Source organism: Idiomarina sp. MD25a, from assembly GCF_001870515.1.
GTDB lineage: Bacteria > Pseudomonadota > Gammaproteobacteria > Enterobacterales > Alteromonadaceae > Idiomarina.
In genome coordinates, this window is sequence record NZ_MDGT01000004.1 from 36,640 (window position 1) to 57,911 (window position 21,272).

21 protein-coding genes and 1 tRNA gene are annotated in these 21,272 nt (G+C 46.9%); 6 read left to right on the plus strand and 16 right to left on the minus strand.

The window, feature by feature from the left end; genetic code table 11:
- Positions 1-5 precede the first annotated feature (5 nt).
- The 11 genes from BFR57_RS10435 to BFR57_RS10485 form a co-directional block, all read right to left on the minus strand.
- Positions 6-542 carry a hypothetical protein gene (locus BFR57_RS10435; RefSeq protein WP_071463949.1) on the minus strand — a complete coding sequence of 179 codons (537 nt, stop codon included), beginning with the start codon at positions 540-542 and terminating at the stop codon, positions 6-8.
- The gene (locus tag BFR57_RS10440; RefSeq protein ID WP_083405123.1) at positions 539-1,048 is read right to left on the minus strand and encodes an RNA polymerase sigma factor; all 510 of its coding nucleotides are present in this window, start codon (positions 1,046-1,048) and stop codon (positions 539-541) included. Before BFR57_RS10440 ends, BFR57_RS10435 begins: the two co-directional genes overlap by 4 nt.
- A gap of 129 nt (positions 1,049-1,177) precedes the next feature.
- On the minus strand, positions 1,178-1,630 hold the full coding sequence (gene rplI, locus BFR57_RS10445) for a 50S ribosomal protein L9 (RefSeq protein ID WP_071463951.1): 453 nt from the start codon (positions 1,628-1,630) through the stop codon (positions 1,178-1,180).
- 41 nt (positions 1,631-1,671) lie between these two features.
- Entirely contained in the window at positions 1,672-1,899 is a 228-nt protein-coding gene (rpsR, locus tag BFR57_RS10450) for a 30S ribosomal protein S18 (protein WP_006956988.1), read from the minus strand.
- Between the two features lie 10 nt (positions 1,900-1,909).
- On the minus strand, positions 1,910-2,209 hold the full coding sequence (priB, locus tag BFR57_RS10455; RefSeq protein WP_006956989.1) for a primosomal replication protein N: 300 nt from the start codon (positions 2,207-2,209) through the stop codon (positions 1,910-1,912).
- Between the two features lie 25 nt (positions 2,210-2,234).
- Entirely contained in the window at positions 2,235-2,582 is a 348-nt protein-coding gene (rpsF, locus tag BFR57_RS10460) for a 30S ribosomal protein S6 (RefSeq protein WP_006956990.1), read from the minus strand.
- 138 nt (positions 2,583-2,720) lie between these two features.
- Entirely contained in the window at positions 2,721-3,167 is a 447-nt protein-coding gene (locus tag BFR57_RS10465) for a hypothetical protein (protein ID WP_071463952.1), read from the minus strand.
- Positions 3,157-3,903 carry a 23S rRNA (guanosine(2251)-2'-O)-methyltransferase RlmB gene (gene rlmB, locus BFR57_RS10470; protein WP_071463953.1) on the minus strand — a complete coding sequence of 249 codons (747 nt, stop codon included), beginning with the start codon at positions 3,901-3,903 and terminating at the stop codon, positions 3,157-3,159. The genes BFR57_RS10465 and rlmB overlap by 11 nt, the downstream gene beginning before the upstream one ends.
- Positions 3,900-6,257, minus strand: coding sequence for a ribonuclease R (gene rnr, locus BFR57_RS10475; protein WP_071463954.1), 2,358 nt, complete (start codon positions 6,255-6,257; stop codon positions 3,900-3,902). The genes rlmB and rnr overlap by 4 nt, the downstream gene beginning before the upstream one ends.
- A 123-nt stretch (positions 6,258-6,380) precedes the next feature.
- The gene (locus tag BFR57_RS10480; protein ID WP_071463955.1) at positions 6,381-8,924 is read right to left on the minus strand and encodes an acylase; all 2,544 of its coding nucleotides are present in this window, start codon (positions 8,922-8,924) and stop codon (positions 6,381-6,383) included.
- A gap of 165 nt (positions 8,925-9,089) precedes the next feature.
- Positions 9,090-9,875: a PhzF family phenazine biosynthesis protein gene (locus tag BFR57_RS10485; protein WP_071463956.1), complete on the minus strand. Its 786-nt coding sequence runs from the start codon at positions 9,873-9,875 to the stop codon at positions 9,090-9,092.
- Between the two features lie 137 nt (positions 9,876-10,012).
- On the opposite strand from BFR57_RS10485, the gene BFR57_RS10490 reads away from it, so the two are divergent.
- Both BFR57_RS10490 and BFR57_RS10495 read left to right on the plus strand, forming a co-directional pair.
- Positions 10,013-10,342 (plus strand): hypothetical protein, encoded by a 330-nt coding sequence (locus BFR57_RS10490; RefSeq protein WP_071463957.1) that lies wholly within the window; start codon positions 10,013-10,015, stop codon positions 10,340-10,342.
- Between the two features lie 45 nt (positions 10,343-10,387).
- Positions 10,388-10,975, plus strand: a complete 588-nt coding sequence (locus BFR57_RS10495) for a CBS domain-containing protein (RefSeq protein WP_071463958.1) — start codon at positions 10,388-10,390, stop codon at positions 10,973-10,975.
- Between the two features lie 69 nt (positions 10,976-11,044).
- Here the strand turns inward: BFR57_RS10495 and BFR57_RS10500 are convergent, their stop codons facing one another.
- A complete protein-coding gene (locus BFR57_RS10500; protein WP_071463959.1) occupies positions 11,045-13,036 on the minus strand; it encodes a TonB-dependent receptor in 1,992 nt (663 codons plus the stop codon).
- A 279-nt stretch (positions 13,037-13,315) separates the two neighbouring features.
- Between BFR57_RS10500 and katG the strand changes: the two genes are divergently transcribed.
- Positions 13,316-15,580: a catalase/peroxidase HPI gene (katG, locus tag BFR57_RS10505; RefSeq protein WP_071463960.1), complete on the plus strand. Its 2,265-nt coding sequence runs from the start codon at positions 13,316-13,318 to the stop codon at positions 15,578-15,580.
- Between the two features lie 2 nt (positions 15,581-15,582).
- Here the strand turns inward: katG and BFR57_RS10510 are convergent, their stop codons facing one another.
- Both BFR57_RS10510 and BFR57_RS10515 read right to left on the minus strand, forming a co-directional pair.
- Positions 15,583-15,936: a hypothetical protein gene (locus BFR57_RS10510; RefSeq protein WP_071463961.1), complete on the minus strand. Its 354-nt coding sequence runs from the start codon at positions 15,934-15,936 to the stop codon at positions 15,583-15,585.
- A gap of 279 nt (positions 15,937-16,215) precedes the next feature.
- Positions 16,216-16,302: transfer RNA gene (locus tag BFR57_RS10515), tRNA-Leu, on the minus strand.
- A 184-nt stretch (positions 16,303-16,486) separates the two neighbouring features.
- Here BFR57_RS10515 and BFR57_RS10520 point away from each other — a divergent pair.
- A complete protein-coding gene (locus BFR57_RS10520; protein ID WP_071463962.1) occupies positions 16,487-16,996 on the plus strand; it encodes an RDD family protein in 510 nt (169 codons plus the stop codon).
- Here the strand turns inward: BFR57_RS10520 and lptG are convergent.
- Positions 16,993-18,060 (minus strand): LPS export ABC transporter permease LptG, encoded by a 1,068-nt coding sequence (gene lptG, locus BFR57_RS10525; protein ID WP_071463963.1) that lies wholly within the window; start codon positions 18,058-18,060, stop codon positions 16,993-16,995. The genes BFR57_RS10520 and lptG overlap by 4 nt on opposite strands.
- Before the next feature lie 2 nt (positions 18,061-18,062).
- Positions 18,063-19,178, minus strand: coding sequence for an LPS export ABC transporter permease LptF (lptF, locus tag BFR57_RS10530; protein ID WP_071463964.1), 1,116 nt, complete (start codon positions 19,176-19,178; stop codon positions 18,063-18,065).
- A 134-nt stretch (positions 19,179-19,312) separates the two neighbouring features.
- Between lptF and pepA the strand changes: the two genes are divergently transcribed.
- Together pepA and BFR57_RS10540 are read left to right on the plus strand one after the other, a co-directional pair.
- Complete coding sequence (gene pepA, locus BFR57_RS10535) at positions 19,313-20,821, plus strand: leucyl aminopeptidase (RefSeq protein WP_071463965.1); 1,509 nt, start codon at positions 19,313-19,315, stop codon at positions 20,819-20,821.
- 2 nt (positions 20,822-20,823) lie between these two features.
- Positions 20,824-21,270, plus strand: a complete 447-nt coding sequence (locus BFR57_RS10540) for a DNA polymerase III subunit chi (protein WP_006956975.1) — start codon at positions 20,824-20,826, stop codon at positions 21,268-21,270.
- Positions 21,271-21,272 lie beyond the last annotated feature (2 nt).

Below are 21,272 nucleotides of genomic sequence, written 5' to 3' on the forward strand. Positions count from 1 at the left end.
CAGACTTAAATTTGTTTCAATACTGGCTTTTGTTGATAGCTTTGCTCTAACAAAGCCAGTTCTTGTTCGTTAATCCAACGCAATAATTCCAGTTGCTGTGCGTTACCAGGGCCAGACGCTAACGCTTCTAATACCGACTGTCGCGCTTTAGCTAGCTGCTGTAGCTGTGTAGTTAATTGCTCATCGCTCTGCTCAATTCCAGCAAGTTTGTAACCACTTTGCAGCGCGGAAACCTGTTGCGCTTGGGTGCTGATCATCTGTGCCGCAGCCGCGTAATACGGCGACTCATTATTTCTGCTCTCCCCTACTGGCTGAGCACCTTGGTAGCCAACTAAAACAGCTACCGCCAACAGACTCGCAGCGAGCGCCCCACCGGCCGCTGCCCACCAAGTACGCGTGCCTTCGTCTCGACGTTCAGTCGCTTGCTGCTCTAAGCGCTGTTCAATGCCCTGCCATAAATTATCACTCGGCTCTATTGCGTCAGGAGTCTCACGATGCCGCGCAATAAGTGCTTCTAACTGTTGCTCTTTTTCGTTGCTCATAACCACTCCTGCATCATTTTTTTAGCGCGAAAAAACTGCGATTTACTCGTACCTTCGGCAATATGTAACATGTCTGCAATCTGCTGGTGCGAGTAGTCCTGTAACGCATGTAGAACAAAAACCTGGCGTGTTTGCTCAGGCAAGCGGATGATCAACTTATCCAGCTCGCCTAAATCAATATCGCTACTGTCTGCTTCGTCCTGCGTATTATATTCAACAGCTCGCTCATTACGTTTGAACCAACGTGACTGCTTGCGCATTTCTGTAATGCCCACATTATTAGCAAGACTAAATAGCCAGGTGGAAAACTTTGCACGACCATCAAACTTGGGTAGTGAACGCCAGGCTTGTACAAAAATCTCCTGCACTAAATCATCGGCCAGTGAGCGATCAGCAGTTAACCTAAAAACCATTCCATAGACTCCGCGTACGTGACGCTCATATAAGCGCTTGAACGCATGCTTATCGCCATTGGCAGCTAACTCAATATCGTTGCTGTCTGACAATGTCCTCTCCCTGAAAAAACGTTTAATTAGCTAATTTATAGAGTTAGTCGAGTTAACGCGAGCCTAGGTTTACAAGCAGGCAAAAAAAAAGCTGCCCTAAGGCAGCTTTTTTCACAACTGAATCAAAAATTACTCAGTTGGAACCACTTTAACAGTGATATTTGCATAAACGTCTGCGTGCAAGTGCAGTTCAAGTTCGAACTCACCTACTTCACGCAAAGTGCCGTTAGGCATAAGTACTTCGCTCTTCTTCACTTCAACGCCTGCCGCAGTGATTGCGTCAGCGATATCGCGAGTACCGATAGAGCCAAATAGTTTACCTTCGTCACCCGCTTTAGAAGCGATAGTAACAGATTCCAAAGCATTTACTTTCTCAGCGCGCGCTTGAGCTGCAGCTAATTGGTCTGCCAATTTAGCTTCGTAGTCAGCACGACGTTGCTCAAAAAGTTCAACGTTTTCTTTAGTTGCAGGAACCGCTTTACCTTGTGGGAACAAGAAGTTACGCGCGTAACCTGACTTAACAGCAACCTGGTCGCCTAAGCTACCTAGGTTAGCGATCTTATCTAATAAGATGACATTCATTTTCGCTACCTCTAAATCTTGGTATCCGAGTCCGTGCTAACTTACTGATGTGAATCAGTGTATGGAAGCAGAGACAAATAACGAGCACGTTTGATAGCACGTGCTAACTGACGCTGATACTTAGCTGAAGTTCCAGTGATACGGCTTGGAACGATCTTGCCAGATTCAGTGATGTAGTTTTTTAGCGTAGCGATGTCTTTGTAATCGATCTCTTTTACGCCTTCAGCCTTAAAACGGCAGAATTTACGGCGACGGAAAAAACGAGCCATTATGGCCTCCTTAAATCATTTCTAGATGCTGAGCGTGAAGAACTAGCTTGGCTAACCCTTGCTTGTCTTCGTGACGATGCAAGAAACCTTCAGTATGTACTTCACTGCCCACCGTCAATTTATCCAACCAGTGCGTAAGCCCTTCGCCACTCATGATGACTTGTAAACGAACAAATGATTGTCGGCTCATTCCTGCTTCTGCTTGCATTGAGCGGTGCTCAAGAGAGAATTGGATGTGCTCAATACCTGACGGACTTTTTTCAAGTCGAGCAGGTTTACAAACGTGTCCAGTTAAATGAAGTCGATTCATAGTTGCTAAAGGAGCAAAACCTCAATTAAGCGGCTTCGCTATCACCTTTACGCTCTTCCTTTTTAGTTAAAGGAGATGGTTCAGTGATCGCTTCTTTTTTACGCATAACAAGGTTACGTAAAACAGCGTCGTTGAAACGGAAGGCTGTTTCCAGCTCGTCAACAACTTCTGCGTTCGCTTCAATGTTTAGCAACACGTAGTGCGCTTTATGAAGCTTGTTGATTGGGTAAGCTAGTTGACGGCGACCCCAGTCTTCTAGACGATGGATCTGGCCACCACCTTGCTTGATCGTTTCGCTATAACGCTCGATCATGCCAGGTACTTGCTCGCTTTGGTCTGGATGGACCATAAATACGATTTCGTAATGACGCATTACTGTTTCCTTTTGGTTCAGTAGCCTCTGTTCAGTTCAGCCAAACTGACATAGAAGCAAGGAATACTCTAAATAAAAAGATAAAACGGCTGATTTGAGCCGCGCGAGTTTAACTAAATTTCATGCAAAGTGCAATGATTAATAATCGCTCGCTTCAGGATGAGAGGCTTGATGGGCAGCGCTCACTTCGTCGGTAACCAACGATACTAAGCGTCCTGCTAACTCAGTTTTTACACCTTCAGGGCCCCGCACGATAACCCTATCAAGCGGGCTACCCGATTGACTAATATCGGCTTGCAAGGTCAGCGATTCATCTACTTTGGCCACTTCGATACGGATAGCGTATTCAGCATTTTCGAGCGATTCGATGTGCCATTCATGACGCACATCGAACCGATTACGCAAATCTTCAATAACCTGATTTACAACTGTTTCATCAGTTTTCGATTCATAATTAATGCTGACATAAGGCTTGGTCGAGCGCACAAAGGTGGTTTCATTCCAGTTTGGCGTCCAACTAAGGAAAAGTAACCCGATAAGAGCCAAGGCAATAATAATAGGCAGTAAACGACGACTAATCGGCATTGCGTTGTCTCACCGCTTCAAAAAGACAAACACCACTGGCAACAGACACATTTAAGCTACTCACCGAACCATCAAGCGGAATAGATGCCAATTCGTCGCAGGTTTCGCGCGTTAAACGACGCATGCCTTTACCTTCAGCACCCATTACCAACGCCACAGGACCTTTAAAGTCAATCTGATAAAGTGACTTTTCGGCTTCCCCAGCTGTACCAATCACCCACACATTAAGTTCTTGCAAGGTGCGTAGCGCACGCGCCAAATTCGTCACCACCACTAATGGGATGTTGTCGACTGCACCACAAGCCACTTTCCTAACCGTCGGTGTAATTTGTGCTGACTTATCCTTAGGTACGACGACTGCAGTCGCGCCAGCAGCATCTGCAGTACGCATGCATGCACCTAAATTATGTGGATCAGTGACATTATCCAAGACTAAGAATAACGGCTGCCCTCCCGCTTTTTCTATCAAGCTCGAAAAGTCATTCTCGTTCAATGGTGGCGTGGCTTTTATTGTCGCAACGACCCCTTGATGGTTACCAAACTCTGCGCGTTTATCCAACGCTTGCTTTGGAATCCATTGTGGGCGAATGCCGATGGCCTCTGCTTGACCGATGACCTCCGCTACTGAAGCATCTTGTCGTTCGCGAGAAACAAATAGCTCAATGAGTCGCTCCGGGTGCTGCTTAAGCACGGAACGAACGGCATGCAACCCAAACACTGTAACCTTTTGACTCATGACTTATTACGTCCTTTACTGCTTGCTTGACCGCGGCTATTTTTTTGACCTGACGGCTTTTTGTTTGACGACTTGCGCTTATTGGAGCGTTTGCCACGGTTGTTTTTATCACCCTTTTTCGAGTTACGTTGCTGATCTTTATGACCTTTAGGCATACGCGATTTGCCAGAGGGGCTCTCGGCACTTAGTAACTCAAGGTCAATCTTGCGGTCATCCAAATTGACTTGTTTAACCCGCACATCCACTTTATCGCCTAACCTAAATACGCGGTGGCTATTTTCGCCAATCAGCATATTCTTGGTGTTATCAAACTGATAGTAGTCGTCGCCTAAATTACTAATATGCACTAGCCCATCGATTTGATACTCGTCAAGCCGCACAAATAAACCAAAGTTTGTCACTGCGGCGATAACACCCGAGAAACTTGAACCAATGTGGTCTTGCATAAATTCGCATTTGAGCCACTCATCTACTTGTCGCGTCGCATCATCCGCACGTCGTTCGGTGTGGCTGCAATGTACGCCCAAGTCATCAAGGCCAGTGTCATCATAGGACCATGCCCCTGTTAACGCACCTTTGTACTCACCGCGACGTTTCAAAATAGCTTTAATCGCACGGTGCAGAATCAAGTCAGGGTAACGTCTAATCGGTGACGTAAAGTGTGAATAAGACTTTAACGCCAAACCGAAGTGTCCAACATTATCTGGCTGGTAAACCGCCTGTTGCATAGAGCGCAACAACATTGTCTCGATCAGCCCCCGATCGGGTCGCTCTTCGACTTCCGACAATAGTTTACCAAAGTCTGTTGGCGTAGGCTCTTCACCTCCCCCCAGCTCAAGCCCTAATTCACCCAAGAAACTGCGAAAATTAGTTAAACGCTCGTCTGCCGGCGGCTCATGGACTCGGAACAACGCATTAATATCGTCGTCTGACTCAACCAACTTAGCAGCTGCCACATTGGCCGCGATCATGCATTCTTCGATAATTTTGTGCGCCACGTTACGTTTCACGGGTTCAATCCGTTCAATCTTACGTTGCGCGTTGAATATAAAGCGCACTTCTTGAGTATCAAACTCAATTGCAGAACGCTTTTTGCGAACGGAGGCCAGCGCCTTGTATAAGCTATGTAATGATTCGACATTGCTCAACACATCTTTGTATTGCTCGCGTAGCTCAACATCACCCTCTAAAATTTGTTTGACCTTAGTGTAGGTAAGACGAGCGTGACTATTCATCACGGCTGGATAAAAACGTGATGACTTCAACTTGCCGCGCGGCCCTACTTCGATTTCTGCAACCATACACAATCGGTCGACATTAGGGTTGAGCGAACACAAACCGTTAGATAGCTTTTCCGGTAACATCGGAATCACATTATTAGGAAAGTAAACCGAGTTTCCGCGGTTCCACGCCTCTTGGTCGAGCACCGTATTAGGCTTCACGTAGTAAGATACATCGGCGATGGCAACCCACAAGCGCCAGCCTCCATCTTCGGGCATCGCTAATACAGCATCGTCAAAGTCACGCGAGTCTTCACCGTCGATAGTAATCAGTGGCAAGTCGCGTAAGTCGATTCGACCTTCATACGCCTGCTTAGGCACCTCATCAGCTATTTTATTAAGTTCTTGATCTAACCCTTCAGGCCATTCATTAGGAATGTCATGCTCACGAATAGCGACTTCAATTTCCATTCCTGGTGCCATATGGTCGCCAAGAATTTCGGTAATTTCACCAATCGGACTAGTGCGTTTATTCGGTCGTCGGGTAATTTTCACTACTACCAACTGACCATGACGTGCACCCGCATTTGCCTGCGGGGGGATCAGGATGTCTTGATTAATACGACTGTCGTCGGGCACCACAATGCCCATGTCATGATCGACAAAGTAGCGTCCAACAATATTATTGTCACGCTGTTCGATTACTCGTACCACACGACCTTCGCGCTTACCTTTGCGATCTTGGCCTGACACTTTAACCAGTACCACATCACCATGGAGCACTGAGTACATTTGGTGATGAGGAATAAAGATATCACCGCCACCTTCTTCAGGCTGACAAAAACCAAAACCTTCGCGATGACCGATGATACGCCCTTTGATCAGTTGCATGCGGTCGGGTAACCCGTAGCTATTGGCCTTTGTATACACTAACTGACCGTCACGCTCCATCGCTCGCAAGCGACGTTTGATGCCCACTTGTTGGCGTTCATCACTGAGCTTGAAATGACTTACAAATTCATCAAACGAAACAGGCTTTGATTGCTTCTGTACCAACTCAAGCAACTCTTCCCTGCTTGGTATTTCAACCTCGTAGGTTGGGGTGTGTTGGTCGTTCGAATCTGTTTCTGACATAAGATCTCTTTTAAGTTGGAAGTAAATATCGGCTACTATGCATGCAGTATACGCTTTATAAGCGATATTGTCAGTGACAGAAAAAAGAAACCCCAGCCGAAGCTGGGGTCTTGTGGTGTCACTTTAATTTGCCTGCGACTGAGTAATTGTTCGCTCTTCGATAACGTTGTCATCAATATCGGCATCATCAAACCAAATCGGGCGCAACTGTGGCTCCTGCGAATACAACTGAGTCTGATCGAGGTAGTGATCCGATAAGATGTTGCGGGACTGAGAGTAACTCAATAAACCCTGTGCCTGAGGGCCATCCTCTGTGAACTCCATAGTGAACATCCAACTCGAGCCATAGCTAATATGATAGCCAGCACCATTGGCCGCTAGGTTTGATCCTTCCACTTGTGGATAAATCAAGCGCGGATAAATCGTACCATCTGAGCCTGTATTCGCGCGGAACACATTGAAACCACCCTCAATGTTATTGGCTCCCGCCCATGGCAGGCGGTTTCCACTCGGCGTTCCATCGGGCAGTGCGCGCTCAACGAATTGAACCTCGCCCAACGGGGCGTCAATCGACAAACCTACCGACTGAATACGCGCCATAGCATTGCCTAATAGCGTCAGGGCCGCTGTTGATTTCTTCAAACCGCTGGGGGTTGTAAGCGGTTGCGAGGCATCGTAAGGTACTTGCCACTGCGGATTGCGCGACCATTCCGAGGCAAACTCTCGGAACAACACCGCACCGACACTCTCTTTATTCATCGTGCCATCCCATTGTGCAAGAACATCACAACCCGGCTTAACACTCATAGCGCCAGCGGCCGTATTAACGGGGGTTTCACCTTGTGCCGTACACAGCGCTACAAGGTCATCGAGGATTGCTTCAGCCAAGAAACCACGGTTACTTAACAGTTTGTTGGCAATATCTTCGCGACTAAATAGCCCATCAACCGAACCACCTTCAGCCAACATCTTTTGCCCTAAGCGTGAGCGCAAAGACTGTTGGTTACCAATCGGTCCCCACAGCGGCGACACGTTTTCAATCGGGTTGTCAGGATTAGTTAGCCAAAAGCTATCGTTAGAATTTTGTACAAAGTCGTTGCGCAGCAATTGTGGCGCTTTACTGAACGGCATCTTGCCATCGGCTTTATGACTTGCTGAGGTGCCTGGCACCACAGGGAAGCCCGCAGACGAACTGATCCCTTGTAACACAGCATTACCTTGCCATTGCGCGATGGTGTCATCACTTAAGTTAGGAACAGACGAGCCGTCCGTAAAGAACACGTCACCATCTTCATCGGCAGCCATGGCGTTGTTAAATACCGTACCGGTATAATCGACAAACGATTGACGATACTCCTCGATATTACGTGCACGGTTCATTGCTAACCAATGATCAAAAATCTCAAAGTTCGGCAGGTTGGCATCATAAATGGCGTAGGCAACGTCCTTTCCGTAAGGGTCTGTACCCCAAGTTAATGGCGAATTCGGCACCTTAATGATAGTACCGAACTCACTGTGATAGCTGGTTTTTTCTAGTGTAATTAAACCGCTACCAGTATTCACTTGGATTTGATGCGTTTTTGTCGTCATAGGAACAGACTCACCATCAACCATGTAATGGGTGCCTGTTTCATCTTCTGGATCCAACGCCAACTGATGAACAACGAAACGATTCGCAGTGGAGAATGTATGTGTCCACGCAACGTGATCGTTAAACCCGATATTGACGATGCCCGGCATGCCTGATAGCGAGCCACCAACCACTTTTAACTCACCTGGAATTTCCGTTCCAAACTGCCAAAACCGCTGATTGCCAGTATGTGGAAAGTGAGGGTTCGCCAACACCATACCGTGACCGGTTGCCGATAATTCCGACCCTATCGCCCAACCATTTGATCCCATTTCAGTTGGGTTTGGCTCTGGCATTTCAATGTGAACAGGATCCAACGTCATCACTTGCTGATTTGCAGCGACAGGTTGTGGCATATAGTTTTGATTAGGTGGCGCCGCAACAAACACAGCCCCAGTAAAGTTACTCGCCCCAGGTAGTAACGCGACCCCCTGAGCATAAGTAAGCAAATCAACTGGCGTAATCTCTTGTACAAAAGGTTGTCCAGCACACGTTGGGTCGATGTTATTTACGCCGGTTTCATTAAGGTACTGGTTATAGCCCGCGGCGTAGCCGGTGAGTAGAGCTTGTGACTCTTCGCTGAGTGTATCGAAACCTTGCTCGGCATTTTCGCGAATACCCAGCGCGAGAAACCCAAAATCGTCAATCAAGTTCTGATTGTTACTTGAGCCAATTGGATTATGAGGGCCAAAGTACATTGAACGTTGTGAGTTAAATTTAACGATTTGGTCAGCTAAAATACAAATATTATCGTTAGCAAACGCAAAACCGACACCAAAACCTAAACTCTCTAAGTTGTCAGCTTTGACATAAGGAACACCGTAGGTAGTCCAGCGAATATCTGCGCTGAGCTCATCATCATCGTCAAACGTAGATAAAGGCTCTTGGTCGGGTAGTGGGCTACTATAATCGGGCTCGGGTGGTGGCTCAGGAGCTTGGTATTCAGCAACTTCATTACTAAAGTTACAACCGCCCAGTGCGACCACGCCCGCAATTAGCATAGCTCGGTAGAGCAGTGAGGTTTTATAGGTTCTCATCGCGCTTTCCTTGTGAATTTAAGTTATTGTTATTGCCACATTAGCGAGACTGCTTTATTCGCATGTGATTAGTCTAAATCATCAGCGCATATTTTAACCTCATGTAAAATATGCGCTGGATGTATACCCTCTGTTATAACGTGTTATTTAAGCATGGTCCAACCACTAAATCGTGATCGTTCCTCGCAAATATTCAACCGCCTGTCCAAAAAGCTTCACGCGATCACCATCAACCTCACAAATAACACGCCCACCTCGAGCTGATAGCTGTTTTCCCGTCACGCAAGATTTTTGTAGACGCTTACTCCAAAGTGGCGCAAGTTGGCAGTGAGCAGAACCTGTCACAGGATCCTCATTAACGTTTAACTTTGGAAAAAAGCACCGACTTACGAACCCGTCCCCATCAGCCGCGGTGGCGACCACACCACGAGAATCAAGCTTCTTTAATTCGTTATAGTCAGGTGATAAAGCTTGCACCTGTTCGACACTCTCCAACACTGCAATATGATCAAAGCCAAGTAGTAGCTCTTGCGGTTCGCAGCCTAGACCGCGGCTGACAAAAGGATCGGGTGCAATAGGTTGGGGTTGCGTAGCAGGAAAGTTCATCATCATTCCAGATGAGGTGTGCGTGACGATTAAAGTACCGCTACGCGTGTTAAAACGTACTTCCGAAATATCTGGACGCAAATGATTAAATACCACAAACGCGGCGGCTAACGTCGCATGGCCGCAAAGATCAACCTCAGCTGCCGGCGTAAACCAACGTAAATCAAATTCGTCATGCGCTAACGTTGATGAGAGAAAGGCGGTTTCCGATAGGTTATTCTCTTCTGCTATTCTCTGAAGTTTTTCATCGGGTACTGGCTGCTCTAGTAACGGCACTACCGCCGCGGGGTTACCACCAAAGACGGTTTCTGTAAAGGCATCAACTTGATATAAAGAAAGTTGCATTGAACTAATTCCTTGTGTTTTCCTCTAAATAGGTATAAACCTATCAGTGTAAGCATTATTGATTTGATAGTTGCTTAAGTGAATCCATATTGTTTGCACAAGTTGTAAGTTAAATTAGTTGAGAGCTGAACGCTAAGATGTATCGGAAATTTTTTGCTCTACTTGTTGTCACGATAACGCTACTCGCGCAACCCGCGATGGCCTCTTTAAGTGCGCACAGTGTTCAGAGTGTCTCATCCAACCATGAGTTATCGGTCTATCACGCCGAACACTGCCAAGGCATTATTCAAACCTCTGGCGCGAACGATATCGGTTCGGAGCAGTCTGATCACTCGCCTACCATTACAAGCCAGAGCTTTACCCCCTCTGTTTCACTAGCTGATGAGCGAGTTCAGTCCATCATTCGGTATGTTGCCGAGGTGGAATTTATTCGTCCCCAACTCAGAGCACCACCTAAAACGCTTTAATTCCGCTGTATTTACAACTATTTTTTTGGAATTAAGGAGTACGTTATGACTGAGTTTAAATCACTTAAATCAGTATCTCATGGTGATGCCGTATCACTCTCTTCGCAAGCTCGCGATCCGTTTAATTGTGATTGGCATGCCAATGCCCTACATGTATTCGACGACTTCGAGCGTCATGATCCGTTATTATTACGGTCAAACACCAGCCTTGACCGCGCCGAACAACTAATGAATTCCGCGAAGGTTCGTTACGCTTGTGTCGTTAACAGCAACGAACAAATTGTTGGCTTGGTTGCGCTGCGCGAGTTTCATAGCCGTCATGCGATGCAAGTTAGTCAGTCTACTCAGTTGCCCTGGGCAGACCTTACTGTCGGTGACTTGATGAGAAAGCTCGATGAATTGCCACAAGTTGAGTATAAACAGTTGCAGAAAGCTCGTATCGGCGATACCGCTGCAACACTTAAATCAGCAGGCCGCGACTTTTTATTGGTATTCGAAGCAGGCTCGATTCGTGGCGTCGTGTCATCATTGCGGATTGCACAGGTTACCGGAGAGTCTGTGAATATCTATCACTCAGCATCGACTTTTGCCGAAATCATTTCAGCGGTGAATCATTCACACCTCAATGATTAATCATAGTCAAAAAGATAAGGCGGCCTTGCCGCCTTATTTTTTCCCATCACTTATATAAGTCTGTCACACTTAAAAGGTATAACTCAGTTCGAACCGCACCGTTCTGGGTTCCATGACATGATAATGTAAATCCTCTACGCCGGTTGTTGGCTCGCCTTGAAGACGCGAGGCATAGTAATAGTCGATATCATGATCATTACTGTCTAATAGATTGAGTACCTGAACCTGTGCTGACCAATTCTTCCATTGCTTAGCAAGCAAAAAGTTGACGACGGTCGAGCTATCCGAGCGTACGCTGTTATCCTCTGTCAGAGGACGCTCACCAATGTAGCGCACGCGTAAAGTCGAAAGCCAATTGTCACCAAAACGATGTGTTGCACCAAGTTGTAGAATATCCTCAACCGCTCCGGGGATATATTTATCAGCAAGCGCATCATCAAACTCAGCATCAGTGTAGGCGTATTCAAGATCAAAACTCAGGTTGTCATTGACGTTATAATACGCGGCTAATTCGATACCATGGCGGAATGAGGGCCGGCTTGCTTCAGTATTACCTGCATCCCCAACGAAAAGTAGCTCACTGTCCTGCTCAAGCGCCCAAAGTGCAACTGAGCTATTAAACTGATTACTTGGCCGCCAGCGCATGCCGACCTCGTAGCCTAATGCACGAACTAATGGATCAACGGGGTCAACACGATCGCCGGAATTAGGATCAATACGCGTTACCGTGCCACGAGCATCGTTCGAGTGGAAGCCTTGACCCGCTGAAAGGTACACTTCCATATCATCAAGTAGCAGATAATTAAGGCTGCCTTTTAATGACCACAAGGCATCAGATTCCTGTCCGTTGTTGTGCGTCAATGTCACGTCGTAAACGTTTTGTTGGAGTCGGCTCGCGACGTCAAAATCAAAGTAGTCGTAACGCAGAGACACAGTACTACGCAAACGCCCTGTCCATTGATAATCGTGCGTCACATACGAGCCAACGCTCCATTCATCAACGCGGTCACTGCGCACTGCACCGATACGCTCGCGTGCTTCACTTTTATACAGCCCCACTTCACCGATATCGTCGTAACGCGTATCAAAACCAACCGTGAAATTATTATTAATATGCCAACTACCTGAGGCACCATAAATCATTCGATCATCGACCTGCTCAAATTGATCGCCATTGATTGGGTCATCAAGGTAGTATGTAAAGTTAGAAAAGAGCGACAAACCGTAGTCAATGGCGTAAGCACTTAGCGCGTAGTCAGCTGTTGTATAAATAGCGTTGAGGCTGTACCGATGTGTTTTACCGCCGAGCGTGGGATCGATCGAACCAAGTTCATTAATTAACCCCGACTGCACTGCACGAGCTGGAATTTGGTCAGCACTATTCCACTCATTGTGGTAACCCATGGCTCCGAGTGTCAAAACACCGTCGTCTAGACGAATACTATGCCTCAGAACACCGTTAAGCTTATCAACATCTTCGTCGATATCTGACCACGGTCCATCGTAAGTTTGATACTCAAATGCATACAAGGTTGCATTCCGGCTTCCCGAATTGACACTGTCAGCTATTAGCGCACGTTGGTAATTATCCTCACCTAGGGTCACTGAAGCGATACCATTGCGTCGGGTCATTTGCGTACTAAAGCCCACGCTTCCTGCTCCCGAAAAATCACCGACATCACCGTAATAAGTGCCCTTTTGATAAGTCACTTGCGCAATAATTTCGGGGATTAAAAAGTTAATATCCGTGTAACCCTGGCCATGCCCGTGGCTACGCATATTAACCGGCATGCCATCAACATAGGTAGCAAAATCAGTACCATGGTCTAAATTAAAACCACGCAAAAAGTATTGGTTGGCTTTACCACTGCCACTGTGCTGAGTCGCACTCATGCCGGGTATAAGCTCCATCAGTTCGCCTGTTCGTAGCATCGGACGAATTTCAATTTCGGGCTGCCCCAAGACCCCCTCGGAGGCCGACATCGACTGCCCCAATAAATTGGCTTGATGCCCAGAGACTAAAATACGTTCGATACCATCGTGCGCCTGAGCACTTAGCATAGGGAGTGCGCTGACTAAAGCCCCCACCACTCCGGAGAGTCGAAATTTGACCACTAGAACCTCATAACAAATTAAATAGTTTAAATAGCATACTAAATATTGAACGGGAATACACACGCGCTGAGAGAAACCGACTTGATCACGCGTCTAAAGAATAAATGTGCTAATTAAACGATTATCTTAATCGCTTTTTAGAATATATAACAGCAAGATAAATTCATAAAACTAGTCTATATTACTTCCCGATGAACCATTATTAATTAACACGAGGTTAACAAAATGAACATCACAAAACATTTTAGTATCTCAATTTTGTCGGCTGCAGTAACGCTCACACTATCAGGTCAAGCGATGGCTCAGCAGGGTCATGACTACCACAACAACATGCAGCAAACTGAGCAGGCAAAAGAAAACAGTTTCTGGTGGCCAAACAAACTTAACTTAGAACCTCTTCGCCAACACAGTCCTGAATCAAACCCATTAGACGCAGACTTTGATTACGCCAAAGCCTTTAATTCACTTGATCTCGAAGCGGTTAAAAAAGATATCGAAGCGCTAATGACATCTGATCAAGATTGGTGGCCTGCAGATTATGGTCATTATGGCCCTTTCTTTATTCGTATGGCTTGGCACGGTGCGGGGACATATCGAGTTCAAGACGGTCGCGGTGGTGCAGCCGGTGCACAACAGCGCTTTGAGCCGCTAAACAGTTGGCCAGATAACGTCAGTCTCGATAAAGCACGTCGCCTGCTATGGCCAGTTAAACAAAAATACGGTCGTAATATTTCCTGGGCTGACCTCATGGTGCTCACCGGTAACGTGGCTCTCGAATCGATGGGCTTTAAAACCTATGGTTTCGCGGGTGGTCGTGAGGATGCTTGGGAGCCCGATATTGTGTATTGGGGACCCGAAACAGAATGGCTAGGTGATAAGCGCTACAAGGGTGACCGCAAGTTAGAGAACCCACTCGCAGCCGTGCAAATGGGGCTTATCTACGTCAATCCTGAAGGTCCTAACGGCAAACCTGATCCATTACTGGCGGCTAAAGACATCCGTGATACCTTTGGTCGTATGGCGATGAACGACGAAGAAACCGTGGCGTTGATTGCTGGTGGTCACACCTTTGGTAAAGCGCATGGAGCGCACAAACCAGAAGAATGCCTTGGCGCTGAACCTGCTGCGGCGCCAGTAGAGCAACAAGGTCTCGGTTGGAACAACAAGTGTGGAAAAGGTAATGCCGAAGATACCATTACCAGTGGTCTAGAGGGGGCTTGGTCAGTGAACCCAACCGCATGGACCACCCAATACCTTGATAACCTGTTCGGCTTTGAGTGGGAACAAACCCGCAGCCCAGCGGGTGCAATTCAATGGATACCGAAAGACGGTCAAGGCGCTAATATGGTTCCCGATGCGCATGTCGAGGGTAAACGCCACGCACCTATTATGTTTACCACGGATCTTTCGCTTAAGTTTGACCCTGAGTACCGCAAAATAGCAAAACGTTTCCAGGAAAATCCTGAGGAGTTTGAGCTCGCCTTTGCTAAAGCGTGGTTTAAGTTAACTCACCGCGATATGGGACCTAAAGCACGTTATTTAGGCAACTTAGCACCTAAAGACGATTTGATTTGGCAAGATCCAATCCCTGAGATCAATTACACGTTGATTAATGACAGCGAAATCGCCGAACTGAAAAACCAGGTTTTAGCAAGCGATTTGACGGTACAAGAGCTTGTTCGCACTGCTTGGGCAGCGGCTTCAAGCTTCCGTGCCACAGATATGCGTGGTGGTGCTAATGGTGCACGTATTGCATTAGAGCCACAGATCAATTGGGAAGCAAACAACCCTGAGGAGCTCAAACGAGTACTTAATGAACTTAAGGCCATTCGCGCTGAGTTCAATAAATCGCTCTCTGGTAATAAGCAAGTATCTCTAGCAGATACCATTGTACTAGCAGGTGCTGCAGCGATCGAGAAAGCGGCGGCGGATGCAGGATATCAAGTCACTGTACCGTTCGCTCCAGGACGCGCTGATGCAACTCAAGAGATGACCGATGTGCAGTCATTTGAATTCTTGGAACCCACAGCAGACGCTTTTCGAAACTACTACAGCGAAGAGAGTCGTTTGAATCCTGCGCAAATGATGGTGGATAAAGCCGACACGCTCGACTTAACCGTGCCAGAAATGACCGTGCTACTCGGCGGCTTACGCAGCTTGGGTGCTAATTATAAAGGTACCGATTACGGTGTTTTTACAGATAAACCCGGCACGCTCAACAACGACTTCTTCGTTAACTTGTTAAGCATGGACACCCAATGGGAGCCATCAAAAGACGACGAATCACTGTATATTGGTCGTGACCGCGCTACAGGAGAGCAAAAGTACACCGCAACGACGGTCGACCTAATCTTTGGGTCAAACTCCGAGTTACGCGCCGTTGCTGAGATCTATGCGCTTAACGACTCGAAAGAAAAGTTCGTCGACGACTTTATCAATGCATGGGTTAAAGTGATGCAACTTGATCGCTTCGATCTGAAAAAGTCGTAAGCCTATTTAAACTCTTCTAACTCTAATACCGATCGGTCGTTAGGATTGAGCTCTATAAATTTAATACGATGCTCATCACGATCGGTCGGTACTTCTTTTAACTGGTAGTTATCCTCATCGCAACTAAACCACATGCAAAATGAAAATGCTTCGACACCTGCAGAGACTGCTTCACCACTGAAGTCGGAACTGCGTGGATTGGCCATCAGGTTATCTTCATATTGCTGACGTTCAATTGTTTGGGACAAGCCCGTTAAAACGGCTGCTTTGAAATAATCGGGTGAATCGGATGTCGTTGAGCATCCGCTGCAAAGCAGTATGACAAAACCCGCAGCTAACACTTTTACATGTGGCATAACTAACTCTCAATTAAGTAATATGATTAAGAGTATAGCAACAGATTAATTTTTCAACACTAGAAAATACAAGCAAGACTGGAATATTTAATTAAGAAAGTCTAAATACCGCTACGGTTTGCGCATGCCTGTTTTAATTCATAACTTCAAAGATGATGGTTGGCGGCGAGTGTTCTTAAGTGAGAAATGTGTCGATCCAAAAGAATTGCCTGAAGAAGTTCCAGGATTAGATCCGTAATAGCTATTGATGGATTCGATGAACTAACATAAACAGAAGCTTGGTGCCGAGGGGGGGACTTGAACCCCCACGCTGTTACCAGCGGTGGATTTTGAATCCACTGCGTCTACCAATTCCGCCACCTCGGCATAAGATAGGTTGTCTTGGTCGACGGGTGGGATTATACCCATGACATTGTTCTAATCAAGCAAATATTGCAGAATTTTTTCCGATTTGCGCTCGTTTGCTCATTCCTTAACCGAACCGCCCTACTGCGCCCGCGTTCGGGTCATGGTAAACTGGCGCGCTCATCAGGTAGTTACGGATAAAATTATGCCTACAGAAGCTCAAAAGTTGCATGCTAGTTTTCCATCAGCAAATTTTTTACGTCGTTTGGCGGCTTGGATTTATGACTTTTTAGTCGCTTGTGCAATGATCATGCTCGCCACAGGGTTGGCATTGGGAGCGGCCGCAATAGCTACCAGCCTCGGTTGGGTCGTCTTACCAGAAGGAATGGATCACGCGGAATTTATCGACCAGGGTCCTTGGCTCAGTCTATTTTTATTAGCAGTGCTGGCGCTATTCTTCGGTTATTTCTGGAAAACTTCCGGTCAGACGGTGGGTATGCGCGCTTGGCGTTTAAAGCTGCAGCAACGTGATGGCTCTCGCTTGACTCACAAGCAAGTCGCCCTGCGATTATTAACCTGTTGTTTTGGCTTAGGTCATTTGTGGGTGTTAGTTGACTTCAAAAACCGCCGAGCCTGGCAGGACTATGCAGCGAAAACAGAGCTGGTTACACTCTCGAAAGAAGCGAACCAACTCTTTTACTGGAAAGAACTTTAGCTTTTGCGCTGCATAATAAAAACAGCAGCGCTAGCGAATACTAAACTTGGAAGTAAGGCCCCAAGCACCGCAGGGACTTGGTATACCTGAGCAAGGGGGCCGAAAATTTCATTGCTCACGTGAAAAGCAAACCCAGTAATAACGCCCAGCAAAATTCGCGCGCCCATACTTGTCTCGCGTAACGGGCCGAAGATAAAGGACAAAGCAACCAAAAGCATCACCGCTACGGTCAATGGTGATAACAACTTCCGCCATAACGCTAATTCGTACCTTTGTGCTGATTGCTCATTGGCCTTGAGATAGGTCAAGTAGTCGATTAACCCAGTGATAGATAACGATTCAGGCTTAGTAGTCACGACACCCAGTTTATCGGGCGTCAAACTTGGGCGCCATACGGTCGATGCAAACCGTTTTTCAATCACCTCTTGTTCAGTCAACTGTGTTTCTACGACTTGGTTTAAACGCCACGCTTCGTTGCGATAAACAGCCGTTTGCGCATAGGTTACTTTTTCAAGTTGTTGCTTTCCGTCAAAGTCATAAATCAGCACGCCATTCAAACGTCCGGTATCCTCGACTTCTGAGATATTAATAAAGTCATCGCCATCTTTTGCCCAAACGCCACGTTGAGCGGAGATAAGACTACCACCGGAAATTTCTTGTGCACGGATTAGTCGACCTTTAGCTTCCATCGGCGGCGCAACCCATTCGCCAATAGCAATCACAGCAATCATCATAATGATCGCTGTTTTCATAACGGCTCCTGCGATATTCAATTTGGAACGCCCAGCCGCCTGCATCACAATCAGTTCTGAATTACTCGCCAGCACGCCCATACCAATTAACCCACCGAGCAAAGCGGCCATTGGGAAGAACACTTCAATATCACGGGGAATGCTATAAAACACAAAAAGCGCAGCATCTAGTACTTCATAGTTCCCTCGTCCAACCGACTTGAGCTGCTCGACAAAACGTATTAACCCCGAAAGTCCCGTCAGTACGATTAGACTCATTAGCGAGGTTTTAAGAACAGTGGCACCAATGTAGCGGTCTAAGATACTAAACATTATTACACCCCCCGACTACGCTGACGCCAAAACATAAGGTGCGCCCAAAACCTTAACCCGACAGGCCGTGCACGACTCAATAGCGCAATGCCAAAAACTAATAATGCAACGTGAATCCACCAAAGACCAATATACGTTGGGATAACACCATCACGAACCGCCGATTTGGCAGCCATTAGAACAAGAAAATACCCTAGATAAATTAAAATAGCCGGCGCCATTCGGGCGAATTTACCTTGTCTCGGATTGACCCGGCTTAACGGAACAGCAATAAGCGTCAATAACGGCATCGCCAGAGGTATTGCTATACGCCATTGCAGCTCGGCCGCTGCCGCATTTGATTGTTCCTGCCACAACTCATTGACAGAATAAGCCTCTAGATCTCGTAACTGTTCGTCTACAGGCTGCTCTTTGATTTGCAACCTATACTGTTCGAAACTCATCAACTGGTAATGTTCACCATCGCCTGCAAAGCGTTTGCCGTCGCGTAGCTCTAACCACTGAGAGCCAGAGCTTTCAGTATTCACTTCGCCGGAGGTTGAAACTACCACGCTACCCGATCGAATACGTCCTTGCTCTGCCTGATGCTGAGCCACAAATACATTCTGCAAATCACCTTGATCATCTTGGCTTTGGATAAAAATGACCGCTTTACCATTACTAGACTGTTGAAAGCGCCCCGGAATAAGGGCTGTTAATCCACTATCCGCGCGAGCCTTGTCCTCAATTTTTTGCTCTTGCTCCAACGACCAAGGCACAACGTACATAGTCAACGCCGCAGTCAATAAAGCCAGTATCACCGCAACAACCAGTGTCACTCGAGTCACATACCACTCACTGACGCCACAGGCATGTAATACCGTCATTTCGTTGTCTGCATAGATGCGTCCGTGTGCCAATAAAATGCCCAGAAATAAGCTCAATGGAATAATCAGTGCCAGTAATGCTGGTAGATTCAGTGATAACAACTGAAAAATAATAGAACTAGGAATATCGCCTTCTGACGCATCCGACAGTACGCGAACAAACTTTTGACTGACAAATATCGTCATCAGTACAACCAATACCGCGATTTGAGACTTTAATGTCTCAGCAATCAAATATTTAAAAATGCGCACGTTGCTCGACTCATAACGTTGGTTTTTACTGGAATAGCTGTGATTTTTAAGTAAACTTGTTATTTTAACAACAAATTTGTTTATTAGGCTAACTATAGCAGTCCTTGCGGCCTACCGAAATAGGAGCACAGTCCATGGAGTTCAGCGTAAAAAGTGGCAACCCAGAAAAACAACGTTCCGCGTGTATCGTTGTGGGTGTCTTCGAACCGCGGAGATTATCCGGTGTCGCAGAACAACTTGATAACGTCAGTGAAGGGTATCTTAGTAACCTTTTACGACGAGGAGACTTAGAAGGCAAGACCGGTCAAGTGCTCTTACTTCATCATGTCCCTAACGTACTCGCAGAACGCGTATTGCTAGTCGGTTGTGGTAAGGAGCGCGAGCTTGATGAACGTCAGTATAAGCAGATTATAGCTAAGACGATTAATACACTAAACGAAACGGGCTCAATGGAAGCGGTTTGTTTCTTAAGTGAGTTACATGTAAAAGGCCGTGATACTTATTGGAAAGTACGTATGGCGGTCGAAGCTGCTCACCAAACGATCTATAGTTTTAATCAGCTGAAAACCAAAAAAGAGGAACCGCGTCGGCCATTACGCAAACTCACATTTAACGTACCGAGTCGCAAAGAATTAACCATTGGTGAGCAGGCGATTAACCACGGTTTAGCCGTTGCCGCAGGTATGGATAAATGTCGTGACGTTGCCAATATGCCGCCTAACATCTGTACGCCGCGCTATTTGGCCGAACAAGCCCATGCCTTGGCAGAAAAATACGCTCAACTGGAAGTAACCACGGTTGAGGAGAAGGAAATGGCCGAGCTCGGTATGAATGCTTACCTAGCCGTGGGTCGTGGTTCTGAGCATGAGTCAGTACTTACACTGATGCACTATAAAGGAGCCGCTGACGACCAGGCGCCTATAGTATTAGTCGGTAAAGGACTGACCTTTGACTCAGGTGGTATTTCAATCAAACCGTCTGCCAATATGGACGAAATGAAATACGATATGGGTGGCGCTGCCGGCGTATTTGGTGCGATGCAAGCGCTGGCTGAAATGCAGTTACCTATTAACGTGATTGGTGTGATGGCCGGCTGCGAAAACATGCCCGATGGTAAAGCATATCGACCGGGTGACATTATCACCACCATGAGCGGCCAAACCGTTGAAGTGCTGAATACCGATGCTGAGGGCCGGTTGGTCTTATGCGATACGCTCACGTATGTTGAGCGCTTTGAGCCAGAGCTTGTTATCGACTTGGCGACTTTAACCGGCGCTTGCGTAGTGGCGTTGGGTTCACACGCCTCAGCAGTGTTAAGTCAGCACAACCCATTAGCCAGCGAAATTTTAAATGCGGCGTCGCAAAGTGGCGATAAAGCATGGCGTTTACCACTGTGGGACGAATACCAATCGCAATTGGATAGCCCTTTCGCTGACATGCAAAACATTGGCGGTAAAGAAGCCGGCACCATTACTGCCGCTTGTTTCTTATCTCGGTTTACGCGCAAATATAACTGGGCGCATATGGATATCGCGGGCACCGCCTGGAGTGGTGGCGCTAATAAAGGTTCGACTGGCCGCCCTGTCCCCTTGCTTAGCCAGTTTTTGATCAACCGCTGCCAACAAGTGGATGCAAACGACTAGTTATGCCCAGTGCAACGTTTTTTTTAGTACAAACGACCGACGAAGACGAGAAAAATAACCTGATTTGCGATAAAATCGCCGATCTTTTTCGTCAGTATCGCAAATTGCTTGTGGTATGCGAGGATCAGCAGCAGGCCGAACTGTTCGATGAACTGTTATGGCAGCGGCCTGCCGATGGGTTTATCCCCCATGCGTTAGTAGGTGAAGCCTTGCCGAACGGTGCGCCGGTGACGCTCTCGTGGCGTCAGTCAGAGCAACAACCGCGTACAGGCATGGCTCTGTTTAACTTGGCAAGCCAAGTGCCAGAGATTGCACAACGCAGCCAACATATTTTTGACCTTGTGCCGGCGCCCGAAGATGAAAAAGCCGTCGCACGAGAGCGATACAAACATTATCGTGCTCGCGGATGCCAAATGCGCACCGAGCCGTTAACAGCAAAGCACAATTAAGG

Bases quoted from the DNA above. Each gene is read 5' to 3' on its own strand.
- BFR57_RS10435 (WP_071463949.1), bottom strand. From the start codon at position 542: ATGAGCAACGAAAAAGAGCAACAGTTAGAAGCACTTATTGCGCGGCAT.
- rplI (WP_071463951.1), bottom strand. From the start codon at position 1,630: ATGAATGTCATCTTATTAGATAAGATCGCTAACCTAGGTAGCTTAGGC.
- rpsR (WP_006956988.1), bottom strand. From the start codon at position 1,899: ATGGCTCGTTTTTTCCGTCGCCGTAAATTCTGCCGTTTTAAGGCTGAA.
- priB (WP_006956989.1), bottom strand. From the start codon at position 2,209: ATGAATCGACTTCATTTAACTGGACACGTTTGTAAACCTGCTCGACTT.
- rpsF (WP_006956990.1), bottom strand. From the start codon at position 2,582: ATGCGTCATTACGAAATCGTATTTATGGTCCATCCAGACCAAAGCGAG.
- BFR57_RS10465 (WP_071463952.1), bottom strand. From the start codon at position 3,167: ATGCCGATTAGTCGTCGTTTACTGCCTATTATTATTGCCTTGGCTCTT.
- rlmB (WP_071463953.1), bottom strand. From the start codon at position 3,903: ATGAGTCAAAAGGTTACAGTGTTTGGGTTGCATGCCGTTCGTTCCGTG.
- rnr (WP_071463954.1), bottom strand. From the start codon at position 6,257: ATGTCAGAAACAGATTCGAACGACCAACACACCCCAACCTACGAGGTT.
- BFR57_RS10480 (WP_071463955.1), bottom strand. From the start codon at position 8,924: ATGAGAACCTATAAAACCTCACTGCTCTACCGAGCTATGCTAATTGCG.
- BFR57_RS10485 (WP_071463956.1), bottom strand. From the start codon at position 9,875: ATGCAACTTTCTTTATATCAAGTTGATGCCTTTACAGAAACCGTCTTT.
- BFR57_RS10490 (WP_071463957.1), top strand. From the start codon at position 10,013: ATGTATCGGAAATTTTTTGCTCTACTTGTTGTCACGATAACGCTACTC.
- BFR57_RS10495 (WP_071463958.1), top strand. From the start codon at position 10,388: ATGACTGAGTTTAAATCACTTAAATCAGTATCTCATGGTGATGCCGTA.
- BFR57_RS10500 (WP_071463959.1), bottom strand. From the start codon at position 13,036: ATGCTAAGTGCTCAGGCGCACGATGGTATCGAACGTATTTTAGTCTCT.
- katG (WP_071463960.1), top strand. From the start codon at position 13,316: ATGAACATCACAAAACATTTTAGTATCTCAATTTTGTCGGCTGCAGTA.
- BFR57_RS10510 (WP_071463961.1), bottom strand. From the start codon at position 15,936: ATGCCACATGTAAAAGTGTTAGCTGCGGGTTTTGTCATACTGCTTTGC.
- BFR57_RS10520 (WP_071463962.1), top strand. From the start codon at position 16,487: ATGCCTACAGAAGCTCAAAAGTTGCATGCTAGTTTTCCATCAGCAAAT.
- lptG (WP_071463963.1), bottom strand. From the start codon at position 18,060: ATGTTTAGTATCTTAGACCGCTACATTGGTGCCACTGTTCTTAAAACC.
- pepA (WP_071463965.1), top strand. From the start codon at position 19,313: ATGGAGTTCAGCGTAAAAAGTGGCAACCCAGAAAAACAACGTTCCGCG.
- BFR57_RS10540 (WP_006956975.1), top strand. From the start codon at position 20,824: ATGCCCAGTGCAACGTTTTTTTTAGTACAAACGACCGACGAAGACGAG.